Source organism: Paenarthrobacter sp. GQ52 (assembly GCF_059759005.1).
In genome coordinates, this window is record NZ_JCAXEJ010000021.1 from 75,563 (window position 1) to 97,750 (window position 22,188).

General features: G+C 61.1%; 23 protein-coding genes. 19 read left to right on the plus strand and 4 right to left on the minus strand.

Features of this window, described 5'->3' with window-relative positions; genetic code table 11:
- Together AC6CH8_RS20115 and AC6CH8_RS20120 are read left to right on the plus strand one after the other, a co-directional pair.
- Positions 1-750, plus strand: coding sequence for a ThuA domain-containing protein (locus AC6CH8_RS20115; protein ID WP_498192044.1), 750 nt, complete (start codon positions 1-3; stop codon positions 748-750).
- Positions 751-926: 176 nt separating this feature from the next.
- Positions 927-2,288: an Nramp family divalent metal transporter gene (locus tag AC6CH8_RS20120; RefSeq protein WP_498192045.1), complete on the plus strand. Its 1,362-nt coding sequence runs from the start codon at positions 927-929 to the stop codon at positions 2,286-2,288.
- A 28-nt stretch (positions 2,289-2,316) separates the two neighbouring features.
- On the opposite strand, the gene AC6CH8_RS20125 is transcribed toward AC6CH8_RS20120, so the two are convergent.
- From AC6CH8_RS20125 to AC6CH8_RS20135, 3 genes are all read right to left on the minus strand, one after another.
- The gene (locus AC6CH8_RS20125) at positions 2,317-3,177 is read right to left on the minus strand and encodes a nucleotidyl transferase AbiEii/AbiGii toxin family protein (RefSeq protein WP_498192046.1); all 861 of its coding nucleotides are present in this window, start codon (positions 3,175-3,177) and stop codon (positions 2,317-2,319) included.
- On the minus strand, positions 3,174-3,710 hold the full coding sequence (locus AC6CH8_RS20130) for a type IV toxin-antitoxin system AbiEi family antitoxin domain-containing protein (protein WP_420179043.1): 537 nt from the start codon (positions 3,708-3,710) through the stop codon (positions 3,174-3,176). The genes AC6CH8_RS20125 and AC6CH8_RS20130 overlap by 4 nt, the downstream gene beginning before the upstream one ends.
- Positions 3,711-3,848: 138 nt before the next feature.
- A complete protein-coding gene (locus tag AC6CH8_RS20135; protein ID WP_498192047.1) occupies positions 3,849-4,742 on the minus strand; it encodes a LysR family transcriptional regulator in 894 nt (297 codons plus the stop codon).
- 116 nt (positions 4,743-4,858) lie between these two features.
- Here AC6CH8_RS20135 and AC6CH8_RS20140 point away from each other — a divergent pair, with 116 nt between their 5' ends.
- The 16 genes from AC6CH8_RS20140 (at position 4,859) to AC6CH8_RS20215 (ending at position 19,140) form a co-directional block, all read left to right on the plus strand.
- Entirely contained in the window at positions 4,859-5,623 is a 765-nt protein-coding gene (locus tag AC6CH8_RS20140; RefSeq protein ID WP_420179041.1) for an enoyl-CoA hydratase/isomerase family protein, read from the plus strand.
- 17 nt (positions 5,624-5,640) lie between these two features.
- Positions 5,641-7,233: an acetate--CoA ligase gene (locus tag AC6CH8_RS20145; RefSeq protein WP_498192048.1), complete on the plus strand. Its 1,593-nt coding sequence runs from the start codon at positions 5,641-5,643 to the stop codon at positions 7,231-7,233.
- Complete coding sequence (locus AC6CH8_RS20150; protein ID WP_364305837.1) at positions 7,230-8,552, plus strand: MFS transporter; 1,323 nt, start codon at positions 7,230-7,232, stop codon at positions 8,550-8,552. The genes AC6CH8_RS20145 and AC6CH8_RS20150 overlap by 4 nt, the downstream gene beginning before the upstream one ends.
- Before the next feature lie 297 nt (positions 8,553-8,849).
- Entirely contained in the window at positions 8,850-9,896 is a 1,047-nt protein-coding gene (gene mpaB, locus AC6CH8_RS20155; protein WP_498192049.1) for a daptide biosynthesis RiPP recognition protein, read from the plus strand.
- Positions 9,896-11,182: a daptide-type RiPP biosynthesis aminotransferase gene (gene mpaD, locus AC6CH8_RS20160; RefSeq protein ID WP_498192050.1), complete on the plus strand. Its 1,287-nt coding sequence runs from the start codon at positions 9,896-9,898 to the stop codon at positions 11,180-11,182. The genes mpaB and mpaD overlap by 1 nt, the downstream gene beginning before the upstream one ends.
- Positions 11,179-12,393: a daptide-type RiPP biosynthesis dehydogenase gene (gene mpaC, locus AC6CH8_RS20165; RefSeq protein WP_498192052.1), complete on the plus strand. Its 1,215-nt coding sequence runs from the start codon at positions 11,179-11,181 to the stop codon at positions 12,391-12,393. Before mpaD ends, mpaC begins: the two co-directional genes overlap by 4 nt.
- 6 nt (positions 12,394-12,399) lie before the next feature.
- Positions 12,400-12,543 carry a daptide-type RiPP gene (locus AC6CH8_RS20170; protein WP_498192053.1) on the plus strand — a complete coding sequence of 48 codons (144 nt, stop codon included), beginning with the start codon at positions 12,400-12,402 and terminating at the stop codon, positions 12,541-12,543.
- Positions 12,544-12,591: 48 nt separating this feature from the next.
- Positions 12,592-12,717, plus strand: coding sequence for a daptide-type RiPP (locus AC6CH8_RS20175; RefSeq protein WP_256870618.1), 126 nt, complete (start codon positions 12,592-12,594; stop codon positions 12,715-12,717).
- A 47-nt stretch (positions 12,718-12,764) separates the two neighbouring features.
- Complete coding sequence (locus tag AC6CH8_RS20180; protein WP_166660325.1) at positions 12,765-12,902, plus strand: daptide-type RiPP; 138 nt, start codon at positions 12,765-12,767, stop codon at positions 12,900-12,902.
- Between the two features lie 85 nt (positions 12,903-12,987).
- A complete protein-coding gene (gene mpaM / locus AC6CH8_RS20185) occupies positions 12,988-13,806 on the plus strand; it encodes a daptide-type RiPP biosynthesis methyltransferase (RefSeq protein ID WP_498192056.1) in 819 nt (272 codons plus the stop codon).
- Positions 13,803-15,032, plus strand: coding sequence for a YcaO-like family protein (locus tag AC6CH8_RS20190; protein ID WP_498192057.1), 1,230 nt, complete (start codon positions 13,803-13,805; stop codon positions 15,030-15,032). The genes mpaM and AC6CH8_RS20190 overlap by 4 nt, the downstream gene beginning before the upstream one ends.
- Before the next feature lie 38 nt (positions 15,033-15,070).
- A complete protein-coding gene (gene mpaP / locus AC6CH8_RS20195; RefSeq protein ID WP_498192058.1) occupies positions 15,071-16,747 on the plus strand; it encodes a daptide biosynthesis intramembrane metalloprotease in 1,677 nt (558 codons plus the stop codon).
- Positions 16,744-17,454, plus strand: coding sequence for an ABC transporter ATP-binding protein (locus tag AC6CH8_RS20200; RefSeq protein WP_498192059.1), 711 nt, complete (start codon positions 16,744-16,746; stop codon positions 17,452-17,454). The genes mpaP and AC6CH8_RS20200 overlap by 4 nt, the downstream gene beginning before the upstream one ends.
- The gene (locus AC6CH8_RS20205; protein ID WP_498192060.1) at positions 17,451-18,218 is read left to right on the plus strand and encodes a hypothetical protein; all 768 of its coding nucleotides are present in this window, start codon (positions 17,451-17,453) and stop codon (positions 18,216-18,218) included. Before AC6CH8_RS20200 ends, AC6CH8_RS20205 begins: the two co-directional genes overlap by 4 nt.
- On the plus strand, positions 18,219-18,923 hold the full coding sequence (locus tag AC6CH8_RS20210) for a hypothetical protein (protein WP_498192061.1): 705 nt from the start codon (positions 18,219-18,221) through the stop codon (positions 18,921-18,923).
- Positions 18,924-18,951: 28 nt separating this feature from the next.
- On the plus strand, positions 18,952-19,140 hold the full coding sequence (locus AC6CH8_RS20215; RefSeq protein WP_091470216.1) for a hypothetical protein: 189 nt from the start codon (positions 18,952-18,954) through the stop codon (positions 19,138-19,140).
- A 45-nt stretch (positions 19,141-19,185) separates the two neighbouring features.
- Here the strand turns inward: AC6CH8_RS20215 and ggt are convergent, their stop codons facing one another.
- On the minus strand, positions 19,186-21,021 hold the full coding sequence (ggt, locus tag AC6CH8_RS20220; RefSeq protein ID WP_498192063.1) for a gamma-glutamyltransferase: 1,836 nt from the start codon (positions 21,019-21,021) through the stop codon (positions 19,186-19,188).
- A gap of 201 nt (positions 21,022-21,222) precedes the next feature.
- Here ggt and AC6CH8_RS20225 point away from each other — a divergent pair.
- The coding region (locus AC6CH8_RS20225) for an Abi family protein (protein ID WP_498192064.1) at positions 21,223-22,188 on the plus strand (966 nt) is incomplete at its 3' end.

Sequence of the window (22,188 nt, forward strand, 5' to 3'; positions counted from 1 at the left end):
ATGTCTGATTCGAAATTGAAGATTGTCGTCTGGAACGAGGCCGTGCACGAGGCCCGCAACGAGCCAGCAACCATTGGCGAAATGTACCCCGAAGGGATCCACGGTGCCATCGCCGCCGCACTCCGCGGCTTCTACCCGGACTCCGAAATCTCCACAGCCACCTTGGCCGATCCCGAGCACGGACTGTCCGAGGAAGTGCTGGAGCAGACCGACGTGCTGCTGTGGTGGGGGCATATCGCGCATCAGGAAGTCAGCGACGAGGTGGTGGAGCGCGTGCAGCGCCACGTGCTGGCCGGCATGGGCTTGGTGGTGCTGCACTCAGGGCACTTCGCCAAGATCTTCACCCGGCTGCTGGGGACCACGTGCTCGTTGAAGTGGCGCAACGAAGGCGAACGGGAACTCGTGTGGACGGTCAAGCCCTCGCACCCGATCGCGGCTGGCGTTGAAAGCCCGCTTGTTATCCCGAAGCAGGAAATGTACGGCGAGCTGTTCGACATCCCGGAGCCCGACGACCTGATCTTCATCAGCTCGTTTGAAGGTGGCGAGGTGTTCCGTTCCGGTGTGACGTTCTCCCGGGGCAAGGGCCGGATCTTCTACTTCAGCCCGGGCGACCAGGAATACCCGGTGTACCACCAGCCGCAGATCCAAAAGGTCATCGCCAACGGTGTTGGCTGGGTGGCCCAGCCCGGTGTTTTCCGGGAGGTGCCCGAGGTCTCCAATCCGGCGCGGGGCTGGTTCGAGGGGGCTTAGCCGCCGGGGCGGATGGCGGGGCGCGGACTGAACCGCCCCCGCGACCTCCGCCTCGCGAGCATCGAAACCTAAGAACGTGTTAGGAAATCTGGAAGTGACTTGGACGTGGGATGAATCACAAATAGATTGTCTGCAGTTCTCTGTTTTCAGGGTGCACTCAATGTCGAGGAGAAGCCATGAGCAACGATGCCGCGGGCAACACAACCCCCAAGGACACGGGGGCGGTGGGGGCCAATCAGCAGGTTCCCCCCGGTGGCAGCCACGCTGACCGGATTGACGACGACGGCGGCCGCCCGGCCAAGTGGCGGATCATCGGCCCTGGTCTGGTTGTGGCCGCCACCGGCGTGGGGGCGGCTGACATGGTCGCCACCTTGGTGGCCGGCTCACGGTTCGGTTACGGCCTGCTTTGGGCGGTCATCGTTGGTGTGGTGCTGAAGATCATCCTCGTCGAAGGAGCCGGCCGATACACACTGGCAACTGGAAAGACGATTTTTGAGGGGTGGCGATCCCTCGGCAAATGGACCACCTGGTACTTCGGCCCGTACATCATGATCTGGGGCTTCGTCTACGGAGCCACGGCCATGTCCTCCGCAGCCTTACCGTTGGCGGCAGTGTTCCCGATCCTGCCGTTGTGGGCGTGGGCCATCCTGATGGGCCTGGCAGGTTTCGCCATGGTCTGGTGGGGAAAATATGCCACCTTTGAGAAGATCACAGCGGCCCTGGTGGGCATGATGTTTGTGACGGTGGTGGGCTTGGCCATCATCGCCGCCCCAAACATTCCGGAAATGCTGACCGGACTGATCCCGATAATCCCATCGTCCGACGGCGCCATCTTCTACACGCTTGCACTGGCTGGGGGAGTGGGTGGAACCATAACCCTCGCCGCCTACGGCTATTGGCTTCGGGAAAAGGGCTGGTACACACCCAAGTGGATGAAGGTCATGCGAATCGACAACTCCATGGCCTACGTGATGACAGGCGTCTTCGTGATCGCCATGCTCATTGTGGGCGCCGAAGTTGTCCGGTCCGCAGGTGTTTCCCTGAGCGCGAGCGATGAAGGCCTTCTGGATCTCTACGATGTCCTGAAAGCGGAGTACGGCGACGTGGTGGGAACCGGCTTCCTCATTGGTTTCTGGGCAGCTTCCTTCTCCTCCATCATCGGCGTCTGGAATGGAGTCTCCCTGATGTTCGCCGACTTCTGGGGCAACATGCGGGGCAAGGAATCGGGACACCCTGATACCCGTGTTGGTGGAAAGTACTTCAAGTTCTACCTCCTCTGGCTGACCTTCCCGCCCATGATCCTGTTCGCCCTGGGTCAGCCCATCGGACTGATCCTGCTCTACGGAGCGCTGGGTTCGTTGTTCATGCCATTCCTTGCATTGACGCTGCTGGGGCTGCTCAACGGCAGGCGAATTCCCAAAGCTTGGGCCAACAAACTGCACTCCAATCTTGCCCTGGGAGTGTGTGCCCTGTTGTTCGTTGTCCTGGGCATCCGCCAGCTCTGGACCTCCCTCTCGCCACTCTTCGGCGGCGGCTAGGCACGTGAGGTTCGGGGAAGCGTAGGCCTCACCCAACTTCAGAGGGCGACGGCTGATCGTTTGGTGAGGCCTGGTCAATCCGGGCGATGAAGTTTTTCAGCCACTCGATGGCGGGAGCGACTTCAGATGCGACATCAAGGCCCTCGGCAGCCTTCGCGTAGAGGGTCGCCCAATCCGCTCCCTCTACAACTTCCGGAGGCCAGGCATGAGCCTTTCTGTAGTCGAACAGACGAACACAAGTGGCTCGGACCATTGCCAGGTCAAGCTGCTCGCGGGCGCCCAGAAGTTGCAGGTCTACGAGGTCTCGGGCGCGGTCGCTTCCGGACACTGTTGACGCGTGTATCTTTTGGGCGATCTGGTGGTCGGCGGGCATTACCGCCACTGGGTCTGGAGCGGGGAGGCCCACAGAGGTGAACATTTCACTGATGCTGGGCGCCAGAGCGAACTCGGGATCGTCAGCATCACCGATCTCGTTGTGACCGAGTTCGAAGGGCACTGTGCACCACGGCTTTCCCTCGTAGTCGAGTTTCACGTCGAACGGCTTCATCACGTACGGCGCGAGGATTCCCTCGGGTTTCGGTGCTTTTCGCTCGGCCAGACGGCCAGTGAACCCACTCCAGCCTTCCCGCAGGCGCTCTTCGAAGTCTGCGCGGAAGGCCAATATTCCTCCTGTGCGGGCGGCGTCAAGGTCGCGGGTAAACCTTGTACTGGAGCCGTATCGCAGCGCCATGGCACTGCCACCTTTCACGGCACCTTCGGGCAGCATCTGTCCGATCACGACCAGAGCCATCGTTGTCCTCCGGCGAAGGGTAAGAGTTTCGTCTACCTCTAGGTTCTTCAGTCTCTGGTTGAGGGCCGCAAGGTTCCGAGGCGGGGTGCCGTAGCTCATGCGGCGAGCTCCTTGCGCACGCGGTTCCACTCCGCCGTTGTCAGCAATCCCTCAGCGCGGGCCTTGACTGCAGCGTCTCGCAGCCGCGAGCTGGGGACCCGGCCCAGGCATTCGAGGAGTGCTTCACTGAGCTGCTGGGCGCGGATCCCGCGGTAGCGTGTAACCTTCGCGCCGGCCTGCCCCTGGATGACCTTTACATAGTCGGGCATTGTGCGTCGGACACGACGGCCAGTACCCACGGTGATATTCGTAGGATTCACGTCCCCCAGTCCGAGGAGGGCCAGGACGGATTCCCCGCGCAGGTAGGCGTCCCCTCCTGCGCGCAAGGTCGCTTCGGCAAATTGATCATCGTCGGTCGGCGGGATGTCCGTCATTCGGTAAAGGCCGTATCCAACGTGATCGAGCCCGCCCCGGGCCGTGAGCTTTGGCAACTCGACGGCGGGCACACCGGCGCCCACTGCGTCCGCGGTGGTGACATAACCATGGTTGTCATAGGCGATCTCACGCAATATGTCTCGATATGTTGATCTCATGTCAAAATTCTACCGTGACCGGTATTGTTTTGCCATCCCAGAGAAACGGCTTGGAGTGTCAAAAGTATACCGTAAACGGTATGCTCTTGACATCGTGTCACTGAGGTTGCGAGTAATTGCAAAGGCACCAGGCACCAGTCACCCGTGCCCACCCGCCTCCAACCCCGCCCCCACGGCCTCAACGAACGCGTCCGTCTCAGCTGACCGCCGGCTCTTCAGCCACAGCGCCGACGTTCGCCAAGCCAGCGGATCGCTAACCAGAGGCCGCCAGACGATCCCCTCCGGCAGCGGCGTCCAAGGCTCCTCATTGAAGTGCACCCCGCGGCCGGCCATGATCAACCCGTGCGTGAAGTGCTGATTCCGCGCATGAACAATAGCCGCGGGAAGATACCCGGCATCTCGGCACGTTTGGAGGAACGAGTCGTACAACGTAGGTGCCATGTGCCGCGGGAAGATGATCAACGGATTCCCGGCCAGATCACCCAGCGGCACAGAAGACAAGGAGGCCAGCGGATGCGAAGCATTCAGCACCACCCCTAGCGCCCGCGAATACAGCGGCCCCGACTCGAAACCCACGCTGCTCAAAGGGTGACGAACCACCGCAACGTCCAGTTCGCCGTCGCGCAGTCGCTCAACCTGCTCAACGGTGGTGAGCTCGTGCAGGTTCAGAAGAACGTCAGGCGCAGGCGCAGCAAAGAAAGAAACCATCGTGGACAAGGCAACGGGGTTCGTATCCGGTGGCACGGCCACCTGCAGGATTCCCGACGCGCCAGGCCGGATCCGACGCATTGACTCCTGCGCCATGGCCACGTGATCCAGCACCCCACGCGCGTGCTCCAGTAGCAACGCCCCTGCTTCGGAGAGCTCCACACCGGTGCGCCGGCGGTGGAACAGCAGCACTCCCAGCTCCTTCTCCAGATCCTTGATCCGCTGCGACAGCGGAGGCTGGGCCATATGCAGACGTTGTGCGGCACGGCCGAAATGAAGCTCTTCGGAGAGCACCACAAAGTACTTGAGATGGTGGAGGTCCATCGCCGCACCATATCAGTTTGGTATCAAGGCGAGTAGATATTGATGTTAGACGGGTCACATTCGCCGATGGTCAGATGGGACTCAAGAAGCCCCAACGAACCAAAGGAAACTCCCCAATGTCCCAGGACGTCCTCTTCGAACAGACCGGCCCCACCGCCATCATCACCCTCAACCGCCCGGACAAGCTCAACGCCTGGACCGAGGCCATGCGCAACGAACTCATCGACTACCTGGAAAGCCTCAAAGGCAACGACGAAGTCCGCACGGTCATCCTCACCGGCAGCGGCCGTGCGTTCTGCGCCGGGCAGGACCTCGCCGAGACCGCATCCATGAACCCCGAGGATCACGAATCCGCCGAGGCCTGGATCGACGGTTTCGATCGCCTCTACCGCGCCGTCCGCAACCTCGACCAGATCACCATCGCCGCCGTCAACGGAGTCGCCGCAGGCTCCGGGTTCCAGTACTCCCTCCTCGCTGACCTCCGCGTAGGCGACTCCAAAGTCCGCATGGGCCAGCCCGAAGTCCTCTCCGGCATCCCCAGCATTACCGGCATCTGGGCCATGTGGAGCATCCTCGGCAAGTCCAAGACCTCCCAGTTCGTCCTCACCGGCGAGCTGGTGGACGCTGCCGAGGCTCAGCGGCTCGGCCTCCTTAACTACCTGGCGGACGACGGCGGCGTGCTGGCTTACGCCACGGACCTCGCCGCCCGCTTGAGCCTCCTTCCCCCGGGCGCGGTCCGCTTGACCAAGAACCGCCTGCGCAGCCTGGAGGACGACGACCTGAGCGATGCCATGGCAGAAGCCAAGCGCGTGCACCGCGAGGCCTACGGCACCGGTGAACCCCAGCGCGAGATGGCCCGCTTCCTGGCCGGCCGGCGCTGAAGGGACGGGACACCAAAGTGAAAACAGCAACCCAAGACCGCTATACCGAACTGCGGAACAGCCACCGCTGGGAGGTGCCTGAGCTCTACAACATGGCCGTCGACGTCGCCGACCGGCACCCAAGGGACAAGCGGGCACTCATCCTGGAGTCCGCCGTCGAAGGTCAACGTGAGGTGAGCTGGGGCGAAATCCAGGACCGGTCCCGGCAGATCGCGGCCTCACTCCAAAAAGCCGGCATCAAGAAGGGCGACCGCGTCGCCGTCCTGCTGCCGCAGCGTTCCGACACCCCGGCCGCCTACCTCGGTGTGCTGCGGACCGGCGCCATCCTGGTCACGATGTCCCTGCTCTGGGCCGCGGAGCCCATCCGGTTCCGGCTGGAGGACAGTGGCGCGTCGGTGATCATCGCCGAGGAGTCTGCGAAGCACTTGTTCAAGGACTTCGAGGGCACTTTCATCGACATCGACAGCCCGGCTATCAAAGAGGCGTCCACAGAGTTCCAGGATGTCGAAACCACAGCCGACGACCCCGCCCTCATCTTCTACACCTCGGGCACCACGGGCCGGGCCAAGGGAATCGTCCACGCGCACCGGACGCTCCTTGGCCACAACGAGTTCGAGTACTGCCACCAGATCGGCGACGGCGACGTGTTTTACGGCGCGGGGGACTGGGCGTGGTCGCTCGCCAAGCTCATGGGCCCGCTGCGACTCGGTGCCACGCATTTGGTCTTCCGGCCCAGCGGCGGCTTCAACCCCGCAGCCCTCTTGGACAGCATGAGCCGCCACGGCGCTTCCAGCGCGCTGGTTAACCCGACGTTCCTGCGCAAAATGCGCGAAGACGTTCCCGACGCCGGTACTCGCTTCCCGCTGTCTCTGCGGACGGTTTGTTCGTCCAATGAGCCGCTGACGCCGGACCTGATCACGTGGTTCGAGGGGCAGTACGGGGTGACGCTGCTGGACTACTACGGTTCCACCGAGTCGTACCCGCTGCTGGGCAACTACCCGGATGTTCCGGTGAAGCCAGGGTCCATGGGCCGTCCACTTCCTGGATGGGAAGTCCGCCTCTTGGACGAAAACGAGCAGGAAGTCCCCGCCGGTGAGACCGGTGAGGTCTGCCTCCGCGCGCGATCCAACCCGCAATTTCCCTTGGGATACTGGAACATGCCGGAGGCGTCCGCCACCGCATTCGGGGGCGATTGGTACCACACGAAGGACCAAGCCTACGCGGACGAAGACGGCTACTTCTGGTTCCTTGGGAGGACCGACGACGTCATCAAAACGTCCGGCTACCGTGTTGGACCCTATGAGCTGGAGGCTGTCATTCGCGAGCTCGATCCCGTGCGGGACGTGTCGGTGACTGGCGTGCCCGACGAGCTCCGCGGCCAGTCCATCAAGGCATGGATCGAACTGACGCCCGGTCACACTGGGGGAGCGGACCTGAGCGAAACCATCGTGGCCCACGTGAAGGAGAACTTCTCCCGCTTCGCGTACCCGCGATTCATTGAATACGTTTCCGCACTGCCGAAATCAGCCACCGGAAAAGTCCAGCGGGCCCAGCTCCGCGAACTCCCACACGTTGTAGCCTCTCCCCGCCTCGAAGGACAACAATCATGAATACGATGACTGAGAAAGTTGCTGAAACCGAGTCTTCCCCGCGCCGCAGCCTGAAGCGCGTCGCCGCGGCAGCCGCCGTCGGAAATTTCGTCGAATGGTTCGACTCCGCGGCCTATGCGGTCATGTCCGTCACCATCGCGAAGCTGTTCTTCCCGGATTACTCCACGACGGCGTCACTTCTGGCCGTGTGGGCGATCTTCGCCGGCGGCTTCATCGCCAGGCCGCTCGGCGCGGCTTTCTTTGGACGCTACGGTGACCGGATTGGGCGCAACAAGATGCTCGGCCTGTGCGTGCTGATCATGAGCGCGGCCACGTTCTGCATCGGTATCCTGCCGACGTTCGCGGTGATTGGTATCTGGGCTCCGATTCTCCTGTTCGTGTTCCGCGCTGTTCAGGGCTTCACAACCGGCGGCGAGTATACGGGGTCCTCGGCGTTCATCGTGGAATACGCACCAGAGGGCAAGCGGGCAACGTACGCCAGCATCATCCCGGCCACTGTCGGCCTGGCTTCGGTTGCCGGCGCGTTGCTTGGTGCCGCGATCACCGCGACGTTGAGTACCGAAGACCTCCAGGCTTGGGGCTGGCGGATTCCCTTCCTGCTGGCTGCACCGCTGGGTCTGATCGGACTATATATTCGCTCCAAGGTGGACGACACCCCGGTGTTCCGCGGCCTGGAGAAGACAGGCGAAGTGGCAAAGCGACCCCTGGGAGACGCCATCCGGATGTGCTCGCGACAGATCTTCACGCTCTTCGGATACAGCATCACCAATGCCATCGCGTACTACTTGATGAGCAGCTACATGATCGCTTACATGACCTCGAGCCTTGGGTACTCCTCGGCCGAATCCATGATCACGAGTGTGATTACCATGCTGGTGTACACGGCGGTTTGTCCTCTGGCAGCACGCGGCAGTGACCGGTTTGGTCGAAAGAAGATGCTGCTGGTGGCCTGTGTTGGCTTCGTAGTGATGACCATTCCGGCATTCTCGATCATGCCGCTGGGGCTCGGGTTCGCGATTCTGGGTACGAGCATCCTGGGTGCACTTGTAGCCGTGATTGGTACGTCCAACGTGCCTGCCTTGGTGGAAATGTTCCCGTCATCGGTCCGGGCTTCAGGCTCAGCAATTGGGTACACGCTGGCCTACGTACTGTTCGGGGGAACCGCTCCCTTCGTAGCCACGGGGTTGGTAGCTGGATTTGGAACCCCGCTGGCTCCAGCCTTCTACCTGATGGGCATGGCTCTGGTGTCTGCAGTGGTTGTGGTCCTGTTCTTCCGGGAGACGAAGGACCTGTCGCTGACGCGGACCACGGTTCTGTAGTTCTGTTGATGGGGTCCGGCCGCCCAGTCTGATGGCTGGGCGGTCGCGCGATCCTGCGCTGGAGAGTACCTTTCCGATAATCCGGCGTCCTCGCCATCCTGGCTGCGGGCTCTATATCTGATCGAGCGAAGTCACCACCTAGACAACCCCTGGCCACCACCTAGGGGCACCCAAATCACACCTATTTTCGGCCCACCCACCACCTAGTTCCTCCTTTCCAGCCTGTGGCCTCCCAGCACGCCCATAGTGTCCTTCTCAGAACGAGCCCCGGCCAACCGCCGGCCGCTCACGGGAAACATGGACAACTTGTGGGGTTTGGAATTGAAGCTGAGCCAGGAACAGAGCACCGCCGCCGCAATGGATCAGTGGATCACCGGCATTCCGGGGCGAATCCCGGGCCACGTGATCTTCGTGGAGAACCCCGAACATACCGACTACGCGAAGACGCTGGCGAGCCAAGGCTCCACCATCCTGGTCCTCAACGGCGACAAGGATGTTGAAGGCACTGTAAGGGTTTCGGGATCGTGTGACGCCGCCGGGGAGGAACTCTTGGTCGACGGGTCTCTGAGCTTGGAGATCCAGGATTACGTGGCCATTCCGTTCGTGAACCTTGTGGGTGTGACCATTGTCCGGATCACTACCGAAGAGGACTGGCAAGCATTCTTTGACGATGCCCGGGAAGCCTGGACCTCGGGGCACTTCATCCAACAACTCACTGAAGCCAATGCCGTGTTGGCTGAGCGCGCGTTGCTGACAGGGCAAAACAAAGAGGATCGCCTCCTTACAAGGCTCCACATCGCTTGGGATGGAACCGTCCTCAATGGACCTTACGGAACCATGATCGGCAAGGTGGGTGACGGACTGGCAGACCTACGCGTGAGGTCCGTTGCCCTGCGTCCGGAGTCTGCTGTCGCCTCGGCCTCACCGTCAATACACATTCGCGACCTACTTGCCGCCTCACCGTGGATTCCCCGCTACTTGGCGGCGCTGGACGCATGGAAGTTCATTCCCCGTGAAGAACGTGCCGGAACTCGCGTGGTCGGCTTCGGAGTCAGCCTGTACGGCTCCGCCCTCAACGATGGTCCACCATCTGCAGGTGCTCCGTTCATCCTGGTAAAGGGAAGCCAGCACACGCTTTTGGACACCTCAACGGGCAGGCTCTTCACCATCGGAGCTGATGCCGCCGTCATTGTGGAAGCACTATCCAACATGGGGCAGCTCACCAAGGCTGCCAGCGTTGTAGCAGCTGCCATCAACGTGTCACCAGCAGTAGCCGGCGACGCTGTGCAAGCGGTCTTCACACATTTCGAGCAGCTGGGCATCGACGTCATTGGGGCGCGCTGATGACGTCCGTAGTAAGTACAGCTCCCGGTTTGCAGCGCCCGCTCTGGGTTCCCCTCACCACTCAGCACGACTTTCCGGACAGGAGCCACACGGCAGTCAGCGCCCACGGCGTCCACGTCTCGTTTGAAGACGGGCAGCAACGGATCTGTGCCAAGAGCGGCCTCTGGAACACCAACTTGGGCTACGGAAACCCACACATAGAAGCGGCGATCACGGGAGAACTCCGCTCGGCTTCCTACCTTCCACTCTTCCGGACGGCTCACAGCAAAGCCATCGAGGCTTCACGAGCCCTTCTCTCACTACCCGCCCACAACTTCCAGCGCGTCGTCTTTTCCACCTCGGGAGGAGCGGCGAACGACGCCGTCATGAAGTTGGCACGTCAGTTCTTTGTGCTTGACGGTCAACCCGAACGGAAGCTCATCATCGGGCTGAAGGGCAGCTATCACGGACTCACTTATGGGAGCCAAGCACTCAGTGGAGATGAACTCGGCCAATCCGTGTATGGCGTGGACCGGCGCAATATTCGCCACATCGCGTTCCAAGATAAAGGCCAGGAGCTGGCTCAGCTGATGCAGCGGGAAGGCCACAGGATCGCATCGGTGATCGTGGAACCGGTTCTGGGTTCGGGCGCAGAGGCAGTGCCGGACGAATTCATAGCCGCCCTGCAACAGCACCGCCAAGACCACGGATTCCTCCTGGTCGCAGACGAGGTTGCCACGGGTTTCGGACGCGTCGGCGGCTGGTTTGCGTCGGACGAGTGGCAACAACAGCCGGATGTCATCGTGACTTCCAAAGGACTGACCAACGGAACCAGCGCATGCGCCGCCCTTCTGATAGCCCAGCGCGTGACCCAACTCTTTGACACAAGCGAGTCCGTGTTTGTCCACGGTGAGACCCAGGCCGGCACACCGCCAACATGCGCCGCCATCCTTGGCACCATCGCCGAAATGACAAGGCTTGATCACAACACCCTGAGCAAACACGTGGCCGCTGGCCTCAACAAGCTCATAGAAGAACTTCAAGGCACCCGCGGCGTAGGTGACTCAACAGGTCGCGGCTGCATGAGGGGAGTCAAACTCCACAGCAGGAACGGTATGCCGCTCTCCTCCGAAGGTGTCTTGGCAGTGGTGAGGAGCATCCACGAAGCGGGTGCCATCGTCCAGCCCGGTCCGGGCCGAATCCAACTCCTGCCAGCTCTTATTTACACCGAGGAGAACTTCGCTGAACTCCAAACGGCAATAAAGGCAGGCCTTGCTGGGGCCCAAAGCGACGGAGTCTTCGAATGATCGCCGATCACCTATGGAGGACTCGTTGTGTCATCGTCGACGCCGGAGAGGCGCCCAAGTTCGTCGGCGGACTCACCCGCGGAAGAACGGGTTTGGTGGTGGACAAAGAGCTGCCAGAGCACCGGGATGCGCTGATGGCGGGCGACCTCAAAGGCGTGCCGGTCCTTGAACTGAACGCGGCTCCCGTCACGGTGGGAACTTTGCGGGAGGTGGGCAGCTTCATTCGCGAGAACGGACTTCAGACCGTTGCAGGGCTCGGCGGAGGCTCCGTTTTGGATGCCGTGAAACTCGCCGCACTCTTCACCGCAGACCCCGGCCTGACCATCTTCGCCGAACGTCACGCCAAGCGTTCCGGCCTGCTCGTCCTGCCTCCCATCACAAACCCCAAGGACCGTCCGAAAACCATTCTGATGCCGTCCACCGTGGGGACCGGCGCGGAAGTCAGCGCTGTAGCTTGCCTGGACACCGCCGTCGGCCGCCGCCTGATTGTCTCGCGGCATCTGGCAGGCGACGTGGCAGTGCTCGACGCCGGACACCTCGCCACCCTGCCCAAGCACCTGGTCTTTGAGGGTCTGCTCGAAGCCCTCCTGAGGGTGGCGGGAACCATGATTGGCAGCAAAGAGAGCATCTTCGACGACGACGGCTACGTTCTCATCCAGCGGATAGTCCGGTTAGGGCAGAGGCTGACACGCGAGGATTCGCGCATGCTGCGCCTGGCCGCAGGGCACCTCAGCATGGAGACACACACTGGATGGGCGCTGATAGGGCGCGACCCCTACGGAGCGAAGCACTGGTACCTCGCCAGCGAGCTCGCATACGTCACTGGCGCCAGGAAGATGACTGCCACGGCCTCGGTGATCGGTCCCGTCTGGGAAGAAGTCGGCAAGGGCGCCAGCGCTTGGGGCGACGCAGGACGCCTTCAACGGCTCTGGTCCATAGTGGCCGCTGCTGAACCCTCTGTGGATCTGGACCCCGTGCAGGGCATCAAGGAACTGATGTGGAACTGGGGCATTACCGGGCTCAAGCACATCAGCGAGGAAACGCTGCTGCGAACCACTGATGCAACCATTCGCAACTGGGGCAGGGCGCTTCCCATGCTGCGGGGAATCGATGCTTTTCAGATTCAGCATGTCCTCAACGCGGCAGCTGGCGGACAGCACCTCTTGCCAAGCCCAACGGGCGAACGAACAGCGGTAAGGGAAGGGAGGTGAACACACATGATCAGCAGCGCAGCACTTAAGAGCCTGGACCTCACCGTCCAGGAACTGGAGCCAATGGATGTCCCGGACGACTGGGACGAACGAATCAAGGGAATCTCCGCAGGACTGGCGTTGGTAGGCATCGCCGTCGCGATTACCTGATCCAGCCCCGTGCATCAAGGAATTCGCAAGGAAGGGAGGTGAACACATATGCAGAACCAGCTCAACATCTCCATCCAGGAGATCGAGTCATTGGATACGCCGGACTTCAACAACTGGTTTATCGGCGTTACCCAAGGCGTTGCCATAGGCATCATCGCCGTCAGCATCACGTAAGACAGCTACGCCGGGTCCATACGCACAAGCCAGGAAAGGAGGAGCCAATGATCGCAAACTCGAACCTTCAGCTATCCATCGAAGAGCTGGAGAACCTCGACACCCCGGATGATACGCCGTGGTACATCCGCGTTGGTGACGTCATCATCATCGCCGGCATCGTCGTCGGAATCGCCGCCACATAGCCGTTGCACGCGGGTGGTGCACATGATTTTGCCACCGCCCGCGTGTACCCCGGACCTCCACCAAACTCCCGGAGAGCACACGCTGATGAACAACGAACCTGACAAGACCGCTGATGCCATCCTTCGCATCTTGGGCCACCTGGATCCGCCGGAGGATATGTACAGTGCGTCAGGATCCCGTCTATACGACCAAATCACGGCCAACGACCTCACTGAACTCCCCGAGATCCTCGCCGCGGCGCGCAAGACCGCTGGGCCAATCCTGGAATTGGCCGCCGGTTCCGGCCGGATCACCCGCGCACTCCTTGCCCTCGGGCGTCCGCTGACCGCCGTCGATTCCTCGGTGGAAATGTTGGCGATGCTGAAGGGCAAGGCAGAAGACCGCACGTTCAACCCCCGCAGTGTGCCGGTTGAGTTGGTGGAGGCGGACATGTCCAGCTTCGAGGTAGGAGGCGAGTTTGGTTGCGTGGTGCTCGGCGCGAGTTCCATCACCCTCCTTGACCCGCGCGGACGGCGGGAACTGTTCCGCAGGGTGGGGGATTCATTGGCACCTGACGGCCGGTTCCTGCTGACAGTCCTGAATGCCGACGGTACGGCGGGGTCGGAACATCACGACGGCGGCTCAACAGTTTCGCCGTTGGGGGAAGACTCCTTCCTGATCACGGTCGAAAGCCGGGACATTGCCAATGGTGCACGGCACGTGACCATGATCCAGGTGGGCTTCAACGAAGGCGGCACGTATAGATCCTCCGCCTATTCCAGCCGTATCGCCTTTGTCAGCAACAGTCTTATCGAGGAAGAAATCCTTGCTGAGGGCCTCACTATTGTGGAACGTCGCCCAGTACGGATTGCCACCCGTACTCCAGGACTGAACGACATCGAGCTATGGGTGTGCAGCAAATGAGCATCGACGCTGCACGCACCCTTGACCCTGCCCTGGGGCTGGTATCCGAGGCATCCATATACCTGCCGAATGAGGTGGGCCTCTGGCGGACGGTGGGGCTGCTGGCCAATGCCGGCACAGGCGTAAGCGGGTTTGCGTCCGCCGTGGGTGCCTTTGACGTCAACAGACGGGCCTCCATTACGCGAGGGGCCGGAGAAGCCGTTGAACGTTTTGCGCTGGTCCCGGCGGACGTTGACTGTGATTACCTTTTGATGCCACACCTCCAAGGTGCAGACACCGCCAGTCAACGGATTGACTACGTGACGCCAGGCTTGGGAATGGCCTCGGCGCTCGCCTATGAGCTGCCCTGGTACGCGGCAACGGACCTGCTGACAGGGAAGGAAGCCTGCGTACCGGCACCTGTAGTGGATTACGGCGGAGGCATTCTGAACCCTTGGGACGCCTTCTTTGATCCCTCACCAAACGGTGCCGCATCGGGACCATCCGAGGCTTTCGCCAAGGCTTCCGGTGTAGCCGAAGTGATTGAGCGTGACGCGTTTCTTGCTGCCTGGCGGACGCGTACGGCGCTGCACCTATTCCATGATGGCGGGATTCCGGATCCATTGCGCGGGACCCAGGAAACCCAGCGCCTCTTGGGTCTCCTCTACGCCGCCCATGCCCGCGGCATCTGGCCCACCCTGGCCTTTATCCCGTCCGACGAAGGGCCGCTGCACACAGCTGTTTGCATCATCATCGGTAAACCTGACGACGGCGGTGCCCACCAACGGCAGTTTGGGGCCGTGGGTATCAAAGCTGCCTCGGATCCCATGGCAGCACTGAGGGGAGCGCTTCAAGAGGGCCTGCAAATTCGCGAGCTCTTCCTTGCCCGCACGCCTTCCGTCATGCCGGTGCTAGAGGTTACTGATGACGAATCACGGGCCGGTTATTGGACTCGCCCAGAGGCCATTGCCGAACTGTCCGAGTGGGCTCTGTCCTTCAGGGCTTCAGAATTTCCAGCGGCAAAAGCTGCAGCCGATGCAGACGCACTGGTGGAATGGCTGGGCCGTGGGGGCATCCCTTCTTATTGGGTCAGCCTCACCCATAGGCTGCCTCCAGCCATTCAGGAGCTTGGATGGGTTACGGGCAAAGCGGTTTGCCCAGGCGCCATTCCCTTGACCATGGACGAAACCAAGGGGCTGGCCCGGATGCCGGGTGGTTCGTCCACGACACCCCATCCGTTGATATGAGGGCTTTTAGAAGGGACTCTTCTGAAGCCGCGCCCGGAGTGGAATGGCCCGTAAAGCTGGTGTCCTCGGCATCCATCGATGCTCCTCTGCAAGCTGGTGCGCCTTGGATCGTTGCCATGGCCAGTGTCCCCAAAGCGCGTGTTTCCGCCGATGTGGCCGCCGTCCTGAACGCGCTGGATGGGGTCCGGAACCCTGCACAGGTGGCCCAGTACCTTGGGATTCCCTGGACTGCCGCCGACGTCATGGGAATTGTCCGGCAGCTGGCCAAGACAGGAATTTTCGACGCCGGTAAGCAGCCGAGCGGGAATGGAAGGATCCAGTTCAGACCACCCCTGACTGTTCAATTCACCTTGTTCAACCCAGCACCCCTGCTGCAGTCCATCCGCCCGCTGATGACGACCGTGTCCGGACCGAAGGCGGTGGCGGCTGCTGTGCTGCTCCTGCTCGGCGGCGTGGCAGGTGTCTTCATTGCTGGACCCAGCATCGGCCGCGTCTTATCAACGCCACTTCCATTGGAGGCCTATCTGTTTGTAGCGGTGGCCATGTTCGCTTCCACGCTGCTCCATGAATTCGGGCACGGGCTGGCGCTCACTTGTTGCGGCGGCACTCCCAGACGTATCGGAATCATGCTGTTCTACCTGTCGCCGGCCTTCTTTTGCGATGTAACCGATGGATGGAGGCTGGGGTCACGGAAGCAGCGGGTATTCGTGGCGCTCGCAGGTCCACTGGTTCACCTCGGTCTCGGAAGCTTCGCCCTGTCGGTCCGCGGCTTCCTCCCGGTGTCATGGCTGCAGGATGCAGTTCTCCTCTACGGAGTCATTTGCTACGCGGTGGCCATTCTGAACTTGTTTCCGTTCATCAAATTGGATGGCTATGTCGCTTTGATGTCAGCCGTGGACGTTCCGCATCTGCGGAACAAGTCCTTGAGCGTCACGGGGGATTTTGTGAGTTCACACGTGCTGGGTTCGCTGCCCAAATACCGAAGCTACGGTTGGCTGGCCTGGTTCGGGCTCGCGAGTTTCGTCTCGGGTATCGGGTTCATGGTGATTGGGTACCAGCGGCTTGTCCCGGTCTTCCTCCAACTGGGGATTGCAGGGCACATAGTTGTCGCGGCGGTCCTGTGCCTGCTGCTGACGATGGCGGGAAGGTCTATCGTCCGGTTCTTCAGTACCGCTGCGGCGAACGGAAGTCCGCTGTGGCGGCGGGTGCTCGCCGCGCTCCTGGGAACGCTGGCTATCACTCTGCTTGCGGCTTTCATTCCCGTGAAAGCGGTGACGGTGGCCGGTTACATGTATTCCGAGGGCGCGCTGCAGGTCGTGATGCCTCCCGATGCCGCAGGCAGGACGATCCGGCCGGGAGATGAAGTTGTACTTCAGTCGCAGGGAATGATCTTCCACGAAAAGCTGGGTAGTGCCACGATCGGTGACCAACCGCCGTCGGGATCCTTGGCACCGCTGGACACGATCGTTCCCATCGCTTTGGAAGGCAACAGCCTGCCCGTGCTTGCCTACCCAAGCCACCTCACCGGGGAGTCCAAGCTTGCTGCCGCGGAACGTCTTCCCGTATCCGGACGGGCCGAAGTGACCAGCCAACGCCACATGAGCCTAGGGGAGTGGCTGTGGGATTCCGTGACCCATTCGATGCTGTGGCCCGGCCGAAACGCGGATGCCAGTGACCACTCCAAGACTGAGGATTCCATGAAAGGGCACTCATGACAGTCACTGCCAGCTTTGAGCAGTTCAGTAAGAAGAGGGGCGGGCGGTTCGCGGTCCAGGAGCTGACCTTCGATGTTCAGGCCGGCCGGGTAGTGGGCCTCATCGGCCCCAACGGCGCAGGCAAGAGCACAGCGCTCGCAGGCTTGACCGGTCTGGTGGAACCCACCTCTGGACGGGCAACAGTCTTTGGAACCGACTACCGATCGCTGCGGAGGCCCGCCACCAAAGTAGGAGTGAATTTGGACGGAATGGACATAGAACCCGGGCTGACAGGACTCCGGCACCTTCAGATCTGCCAGCTTGCTGCCGGTGCTGAGCGTCAGGACGTGGATCAGATTCTTGAGCAGGTTGACCTTGCTGCAGAGGGCAAGAAGAAGGTCCGCGACTACTCGCTGGGGATGCGGCAGCGGCTGGGGATCGCATCCGCGCTGATAGGCAGACCCCAGCTACTGGTGCTGGACGAGCCTGCCAACGGCTTGGACCCGGAGGGCATCCAGTGGTTGAGGCGATTCCTTAGGGACTTCGCTGCTTCCGGCGGAAGTGCGTTGGTCTCGAGCCATCAGCTGATGGAACTGGAACAGGTTGCCGACGAAGTGGTGATCCTCAAGCAAAGGACGCTTTTCCGGGGAACGCTGAAGGAGGCCAAAGCTCTGGGTGGCGGAAGCCTGGAATCTGCCTACTTCAAGATTCTGGATCGAGCCCGATGACCAGGGATGTTGTGGCCACCAAGGACCGTGTGGCCTGGCTGCCCACCGGACTTCGATCGGAGCTACTGAGGTATTTCAGCGGGTATTCCGTGGTGGGTGTTCTGGCGTTCAGCGCCCTGGTGCCTTGGTTCGTTGCCAACTTCCTTGGATGGCCGGGCAATTCAGGGGGGCTTTCGGCCGCCCAGAATGTCCAGGTGTTCTGGGCCCTGGCCGCAAGCCTTGCTCCAGTGGCCACGTTTGCCGGGAGTTATCTTGTGACCCGGGAGTCCTACTACGGCACGCTTCGGCGAAGCATCGTAATGACCGGACCGCGGCAAGTGCTGCGGGCCAAGTATGTGGCCGCGCTGGTCATCGGCCTTGCCACTGCCATCACAGGAGTAGTGGTGTGGGGCGGAAGCGTGGCGTTGTCGCTCCCGCCAGAAGTGCGGGGAGCCCTTTTGTCTGCAGAGTCGTGGCGGGAACTGCCCGGCGTGGTGATGGCCTCGGCGCTGGGATCTATTTGGGGGTGTTCGCTCGGCTGGATCATCCGGCATTACTACGCGACGACGATCCTCACGTTGCTGATCCCACTCGCCGTTGAGTTGCCCTTGTTGCTGAGCAGCTCGGAGGTTGCCCGCTGGCTTCCATCAGGCGCCTTGGCCGGAATCGCGTCACTGCCCTTGGAAGGGTTACTCGAGCCCGTGCCGGCGTTCCTGGTCTCATGCGGGTGGCTGACTGCTGCGGGTGCCGGGGCCGTGCGGACGGTCAAGGGACGGGAGTTTTAGATGCTCAACCTGGTGCCTGCTTTCTGCTCTGATCTGCAGCGGCCATGGCTTTGGAAGGGCTCGGCTTTGGGGGCTTTGTTGGTGTTGGGGCTTCTAGGGTTGCTCATTGTCGCTGCCAGCCTTGAATCCCAAGCACCAACGCCGGGCTTGGACCACGTTCTGCGTAAAACCGGGCTCTCCCTCATGCTCACCGGGGCCGCCATTGTGGGTGCATTCTCATTCACCGCGGACTACCGCACCGGTAGCTTCAACAGGAGGGTTTTACTGTTTCAGCGGGGCCCTGCATTTACCGGCCGGGCTGCAACAACCACCTTGGCAGCCCTCATCAGCGGCGCACTGGTGGGGACTGCCTTCGGCTTGTTCGGAGTATTTACGGACGGTACGTGGCATCTCAACCCTGCTACCGTTCTGGGTTTCTGTGTGACTTCCGGCATGGGGTCGTTATGGGGCTTCGCCCTGGGATCCCTTATCCGCAACCACTTGGTGAGCCTCTTCGTTGTGCCTCTCAGCTTGGCACTCCCGGAACTCCTGTCCCCGTCTCTGGGGGAGACCGGGCGGCTCCTCTTCCCAACCCTCGCCGCCAACTGGGCGGAGAACGTGGCTGTCAACATACCCGCGTTCGCATCTTTCGCCGGGGCCCTTTGCTGGCTTGTAGTGGTATCAGCGGCAGCCAGCTGGGTGTTTCTCAGGCGAGACCTGGCCTGACACTCCAATCAAAAATTAAGGAAACATAGTGAATACCAAACCGTTGGTCTGGCTCCTCCTGGCCCTCACGCTCGCTGCCTACGCTGTCTCCATCTTCATCTCGAACCGCGGTGAATCAGTGTGGTCAACTGTTTCGGGAGTCATCATGGTGGTCGCAGCACTCGTTATGTTCTGGCGATATCTTCAGGGACGCAGAGCAGGCCAAAACGAACAGTGACCCGCTTGCCACGAAATAGTTTGTCCGCGGCAAGCGAGCCCGTAGTTACTTGCCCGGTTTTGCTGGTTTGACCACCATCGCTGATCCACCACCCCGGCGGTCAGGTTCGGCAGCAGCTGTCAGCGATCCATCCGGGTTGAACTCGATGGCTGTGGCCGCGCCGATTTCGGCCGCTGATGTAAAGGCATCGCCAGCCGGAACCAGATCATGCCCCAACGATTTCAAACCTGGACCGTAGGCCTCGATGAAGGCGGGCTCGGAGGTGACTGTGAGGCCATTCCGGGGTGACGTCCGCGGAGCTGCGAGGGCTTCGGAGACGTCCATTCCCAGGTCAATGCGGTTCAAAATTGTTTGCAGCACGGTAGTAATAATGGTCGAACCGCCAGGGGAGCCGAGAGCCAGGAACGGATCGCCATCCTTCAAAACGATGGTCGGCGACATCGACGACCGGGGACGCTTACCAGGTTGAATCCGGTTCGGATCAGTCTCGCTGTAGACGGTGCTGAAATCGGTCAGCTCGTTGTTCAGCAGAAAGCCACGGCCCGGCACAACGATTCCCGAACCACCGGTCTGCTCAATCGTGAGCGTGTACTCCACAACGTTGCCCCACTTGTCGGCGACAGTCAGGTTCGTCGTGGAGATATTCTCTGTATCCGTTTCATCGGCGAGCGGTGCAACGGCAGCCGGGCAGGCGCCGTCGTAATCTTCCACGTTCCCCGGGGCGAAAGGCTCGGGGGCGGCCGCCGTCGGATTGATATTGCAGGAGCGTTCCTTAGCGAAGACGTCGTCCAGCAGCTTCTCGGTGGGGACATTCACGAAGGCCGGGTCGCCAACGTAGGCGCCACGATCCGCGAACGCCAGGGAGCTCGCTTCAAGGTAATGGTGGAGGGCGTTGACGGGCTCCATTCCCTTGAGGTCGTAGTTCTCCAGAATGTTCAGCGCCTCACCCACGGTGGTGCCGCCGCTGCTGGAAGGAGCCATGCCATAGACCTCGTAGCCGCGGTACTCCACCTTGGTGGGGTCCTGGTCCAGCACCTTGTAGTTGGCCAGGTCCTGTGTGGTCATGAAACCGACGGGAACGGGCAGGCTAGTGTCGCCCGACTTCGGCGGAGCCTTTACCGTGTTGACAATTTCCTCCGCGAGCGGACCGCCGTAGAAGGCGTCAATGCCCTCCTTGGCGATCAGGCGATACGTGGCAGCAAGCTCGGGGTTCTTGAAGACACTTCCGACGGCGGGAGCGTCACCGCCGGGAAGGAACAGATCCTGCGTGGACGTGAAGGTGTCGAACCGGGCCTCGTTGTCCAAGGTTTGCTGCCGGAAGGTTTCATCCACCACGAAGCCGCGGTTGGCTACCTTGATGGCTGGCTTCAGTGCCTCACCCAAATCCAACGTCCCCCAGCGTTCCAGGGCCCGCTCCCATGTTGCGGGTGTGCCTGGGACGCCCACGGAGACGCCGCTGGTGACGAGTTCCGGGGTGAATCTGTAGGGTTTGCCGGTAGCGGGGTCGATGAACGCGTCGGTAGGCATGCCCGCCGGAGCGGTTTCGCGGCCGTCAATGGTTCCAACTTGCTTGGTCTTAGCATCATAGAAAACGAAATAACCGCCGCCACCGATGCCTGCGCTGTAGGGCTCGGTAACTCCAAGGGTTGCTGCCGCGGCGACAGCGGCGTCGGCAGCATTTCCACCCTTCCTCAGTACTTCGATGGCGGCTGCGGAAGCTTCGGGATCGACGGTGCTCACCGCACCGCCGTAGCCCGTGGCCGTCGGGTTTTTCTCGGTTTCGCGGGGATCGGCGAAGGCTGGACTGGCCATCGCGCCGCTCGTCGCAGTTAGTGCCAAGGCTGCCGTGACAGCAGCCAGTTGACGTCTCACATGTGTCATGGTGTCTCCCAGAGTTGTTCCAGACGATGATGTGGGTGGACGGTCCGGTCACCCTATCGCGGGGCTTGGCGAGGAACAACGGTTGAAATTTTGTCAGTGGACGGGATGAATCGGGGAGCTTCGTCTCGTGATAATGTTGACCCATCATGATCAGCCCGCTCGCCTAACGGCTCGGGCTGATTTTCTTTAAGCGAGGGACTTTTGGCTGAGTACACGAAGAAGTGGCTGTCGGTTGATGATCAGGTGGCTCGCCTTGTCTCACGGGGTATAACTGAGCCCGGCGAAGGCCGGGGCGCCCAACTCTTGTACGAAGTCGGCTATTACCGTCTAACGGGGTACCTTTATCCATTCCGTAAGTCCGAGCGCTATTTAGACGACACCGGTCGAGAACGTGTTCGCGTTTTGAGCGGTTTTCGGCAGGGGACTTCCCTCAAGGATGCTGCTGCGCTGATTGACTTTGACCGACGATTACGACTGCTGGTTCTGGAAGCCATTGAGCGAATCGAAATCTCCCTCCGTATGCAGATCGGTTATGTGCTCGGACACCGATCTGCATTTGCCCATCTGGAGACTTCAAGTTTCGTAAGTGCTTTCACTGAGTCGTCCACAGATGCGGAAACTGGGCAGCCATACCTCAGCAAGCATGAGCTATGGGTGGCTAGGCTTTTGGAACGTCAGAATGCTTCTGACGAGGCGTTCGTGTATCACTTTCGCGAGAAATATGATGGTCGGCTGCCGATCTGGGCTGCTACGGAAATCATGGAGTTGGGTCATCTGAACCGACTGTATGGCGGACTGAACAGCTCTATAGCATCAGAAATTGCCGCAGCGTACGGAGTCCCCTCTAAGCGCATCATGGGGAGCTGGATCGCAAGCCTGAATTATGTAAGGAATGTGGCAGCTCATCACGCGCGACTCTTCAACCGGAAACTGGTGACGTCCCCTAAAAGGCCGCCCAAGGGAGATGTACCGCTTCTGGATCACCTCAGAGATCAAACCTCATCCAAGGAGGTTCTTGGACTTTACAATGCTCTGGCTGTTATGGCTTACATGCTTCGGGCAATTGGTGCAGATGACGGTTGGCCTCAACGTCTGGTCAAGTTGCTGGAGACTTTCCCGGAATCGTCGGTTGTCACCCTGGATTCATTGGGTGTGCCTGGGGGATGG

What these genes read in the sequence shown, in the direction of transcription:
- AC6CH8_RS20115 (WP_498192044.1), top strand. Translation starts at nt 1, where the DNA reads ATGTCTGATTCGAAATTGAAGATTGTCGTCTGGAACGAGGCCGTGCAC.
- AC6CH8_RS20120 (WP_498192045.1), top strand. Translation starts at nt 927, where the DNA reads ATGAGCAACGATGCCGCGGGCAACACAACCCCCAAGGACACGGGGGCG.
- AC6CH8_RS20125 (WP_498192046.1), bottom strand. Translation starts at nt 3,177, where the DNA reads ATGAGCTACGGCACCCCGCCTCGGAACCTTGCGGCCCTCAACCAGAGA.
- AC6CH8_RS20130 (WP_420179043.1), bottom strand. Translation starts at nt 3,710, where the DNA reads ATGAGATCAACATATCGAGACATATTGCGTGAGATCGCCTATGACAAC.
- AC6CH8_RS20135 (WP_498192047.1), bottom strand. Translation starts at nt 4,742, where the DNA reads ATGGACCTCCACCATCTCAAGTACTTTGTGGTGCTCTCCGAAGAGCTT.
- AC6CH8_RS20140 (WP_420179041.1), top strand. Translation starts at nt 4,859, where the DNA reads ATGTCCCAGGACGTCCTCTTCGAACAGACCGGCCCCACCGCCATCATC.
- AC6CH8_RS20150 (WP_364305837.1), top strand. Translation starts at nt 7,230, where the DNA reads ATGAATACGATGACTGAGAAAGTTGCTGAAACCGAGTCTTCCCCGCGC.
- mpaB (WP_498192049.1), top strand. Translation starts at nt 8,850, where the DNA reads ATGGACAACTTGTGGGGTTTGGAATTGAAGCTGAGCCAGGAACAGAGC.
- mpaD (WP_498192050.1), top strand. Translation starts at nt 9,896, where the DNA reads ATGACGTCCGTAGTAAGTACAGCTCCCGGTTTGCAGCGCCCGCTCTGG.
- mpaC (WP_498192052.1), top strand. Translation starts at nt 11,179, where the DNA reads ATGATCGCCGATCACCTATGGAGGACTCGTTGTGTCATCGTCGACGCC.
- AC6CH8_RS20170 (WP_498192053.1), top strand. Translation starts at nt 12,400, where the DNA reads ATGATCAGCAGCGCAGCACTTAAGAGCCTGGACCTCACCGTCCAGGAA.
- AC6CH8_RS20175 (WP_256870618.1), top strand. Translation starts at nt 12,592, where the DNA reads ATGCAGAACCAGCTCAACATCTCCATCCAGGAGATCGAGTCATTGGAT.
- AC6CH8_RS20180 (WP_166660325.1), top strand. Translation starts at nt 12,765, where the DNA reads ATGATCGCAAACTCGAACCTTCAGCTATCCATCGAAGAGCTGGAGAAC.
- mpaM (WP_498192056.1), top strand. Translation starts at nt 12,988, where the DNA reads ATGAACAACGAACCTGACAAGACCGCTGATGCCATCCTTCGCATCTTG.
- AC6CH8_RS20190 (WP_498192057.1), top strand. Translation starts at nt 13,803, where the DNA reads ATGAGCATCGACGCTGCACGCACCCTTGACCCTGCCCTGGGGCTGGTA.
- AC6CH8_RS20200 (WP_498192059.1), top strand. Translation starts at nt 16,744, where the DNA reads ATGACAGTCACTGCCAGCTTTGAGCAGTTCAGTAAGAAGAGGGGCGGG.
- AC6CH8_RS20205 (WP_498192060.1), top strand. Translation starts at nt 17,451, where the DNA reads ATGACCAGGGATGTTGTGGCCACCAAGGACCGTGTGGCCTGGCTGCCC.
- AC6CH8_RS20210 (WP_498192061.1), top strand. Translation starts at nt 18,219, where the DNA reads ATGCTCAACCTGGTGCCTGCTTTCTGCTCTGATCTGCAGCGGCCATGG.
- ggt (WP_498192063.1), bottom strand. Translation starts at nt 21,021, where the DNA reads ATGACACATGTGAGACGTCAACTGGCTGCTGTCACGGCAGCCTTGGCA.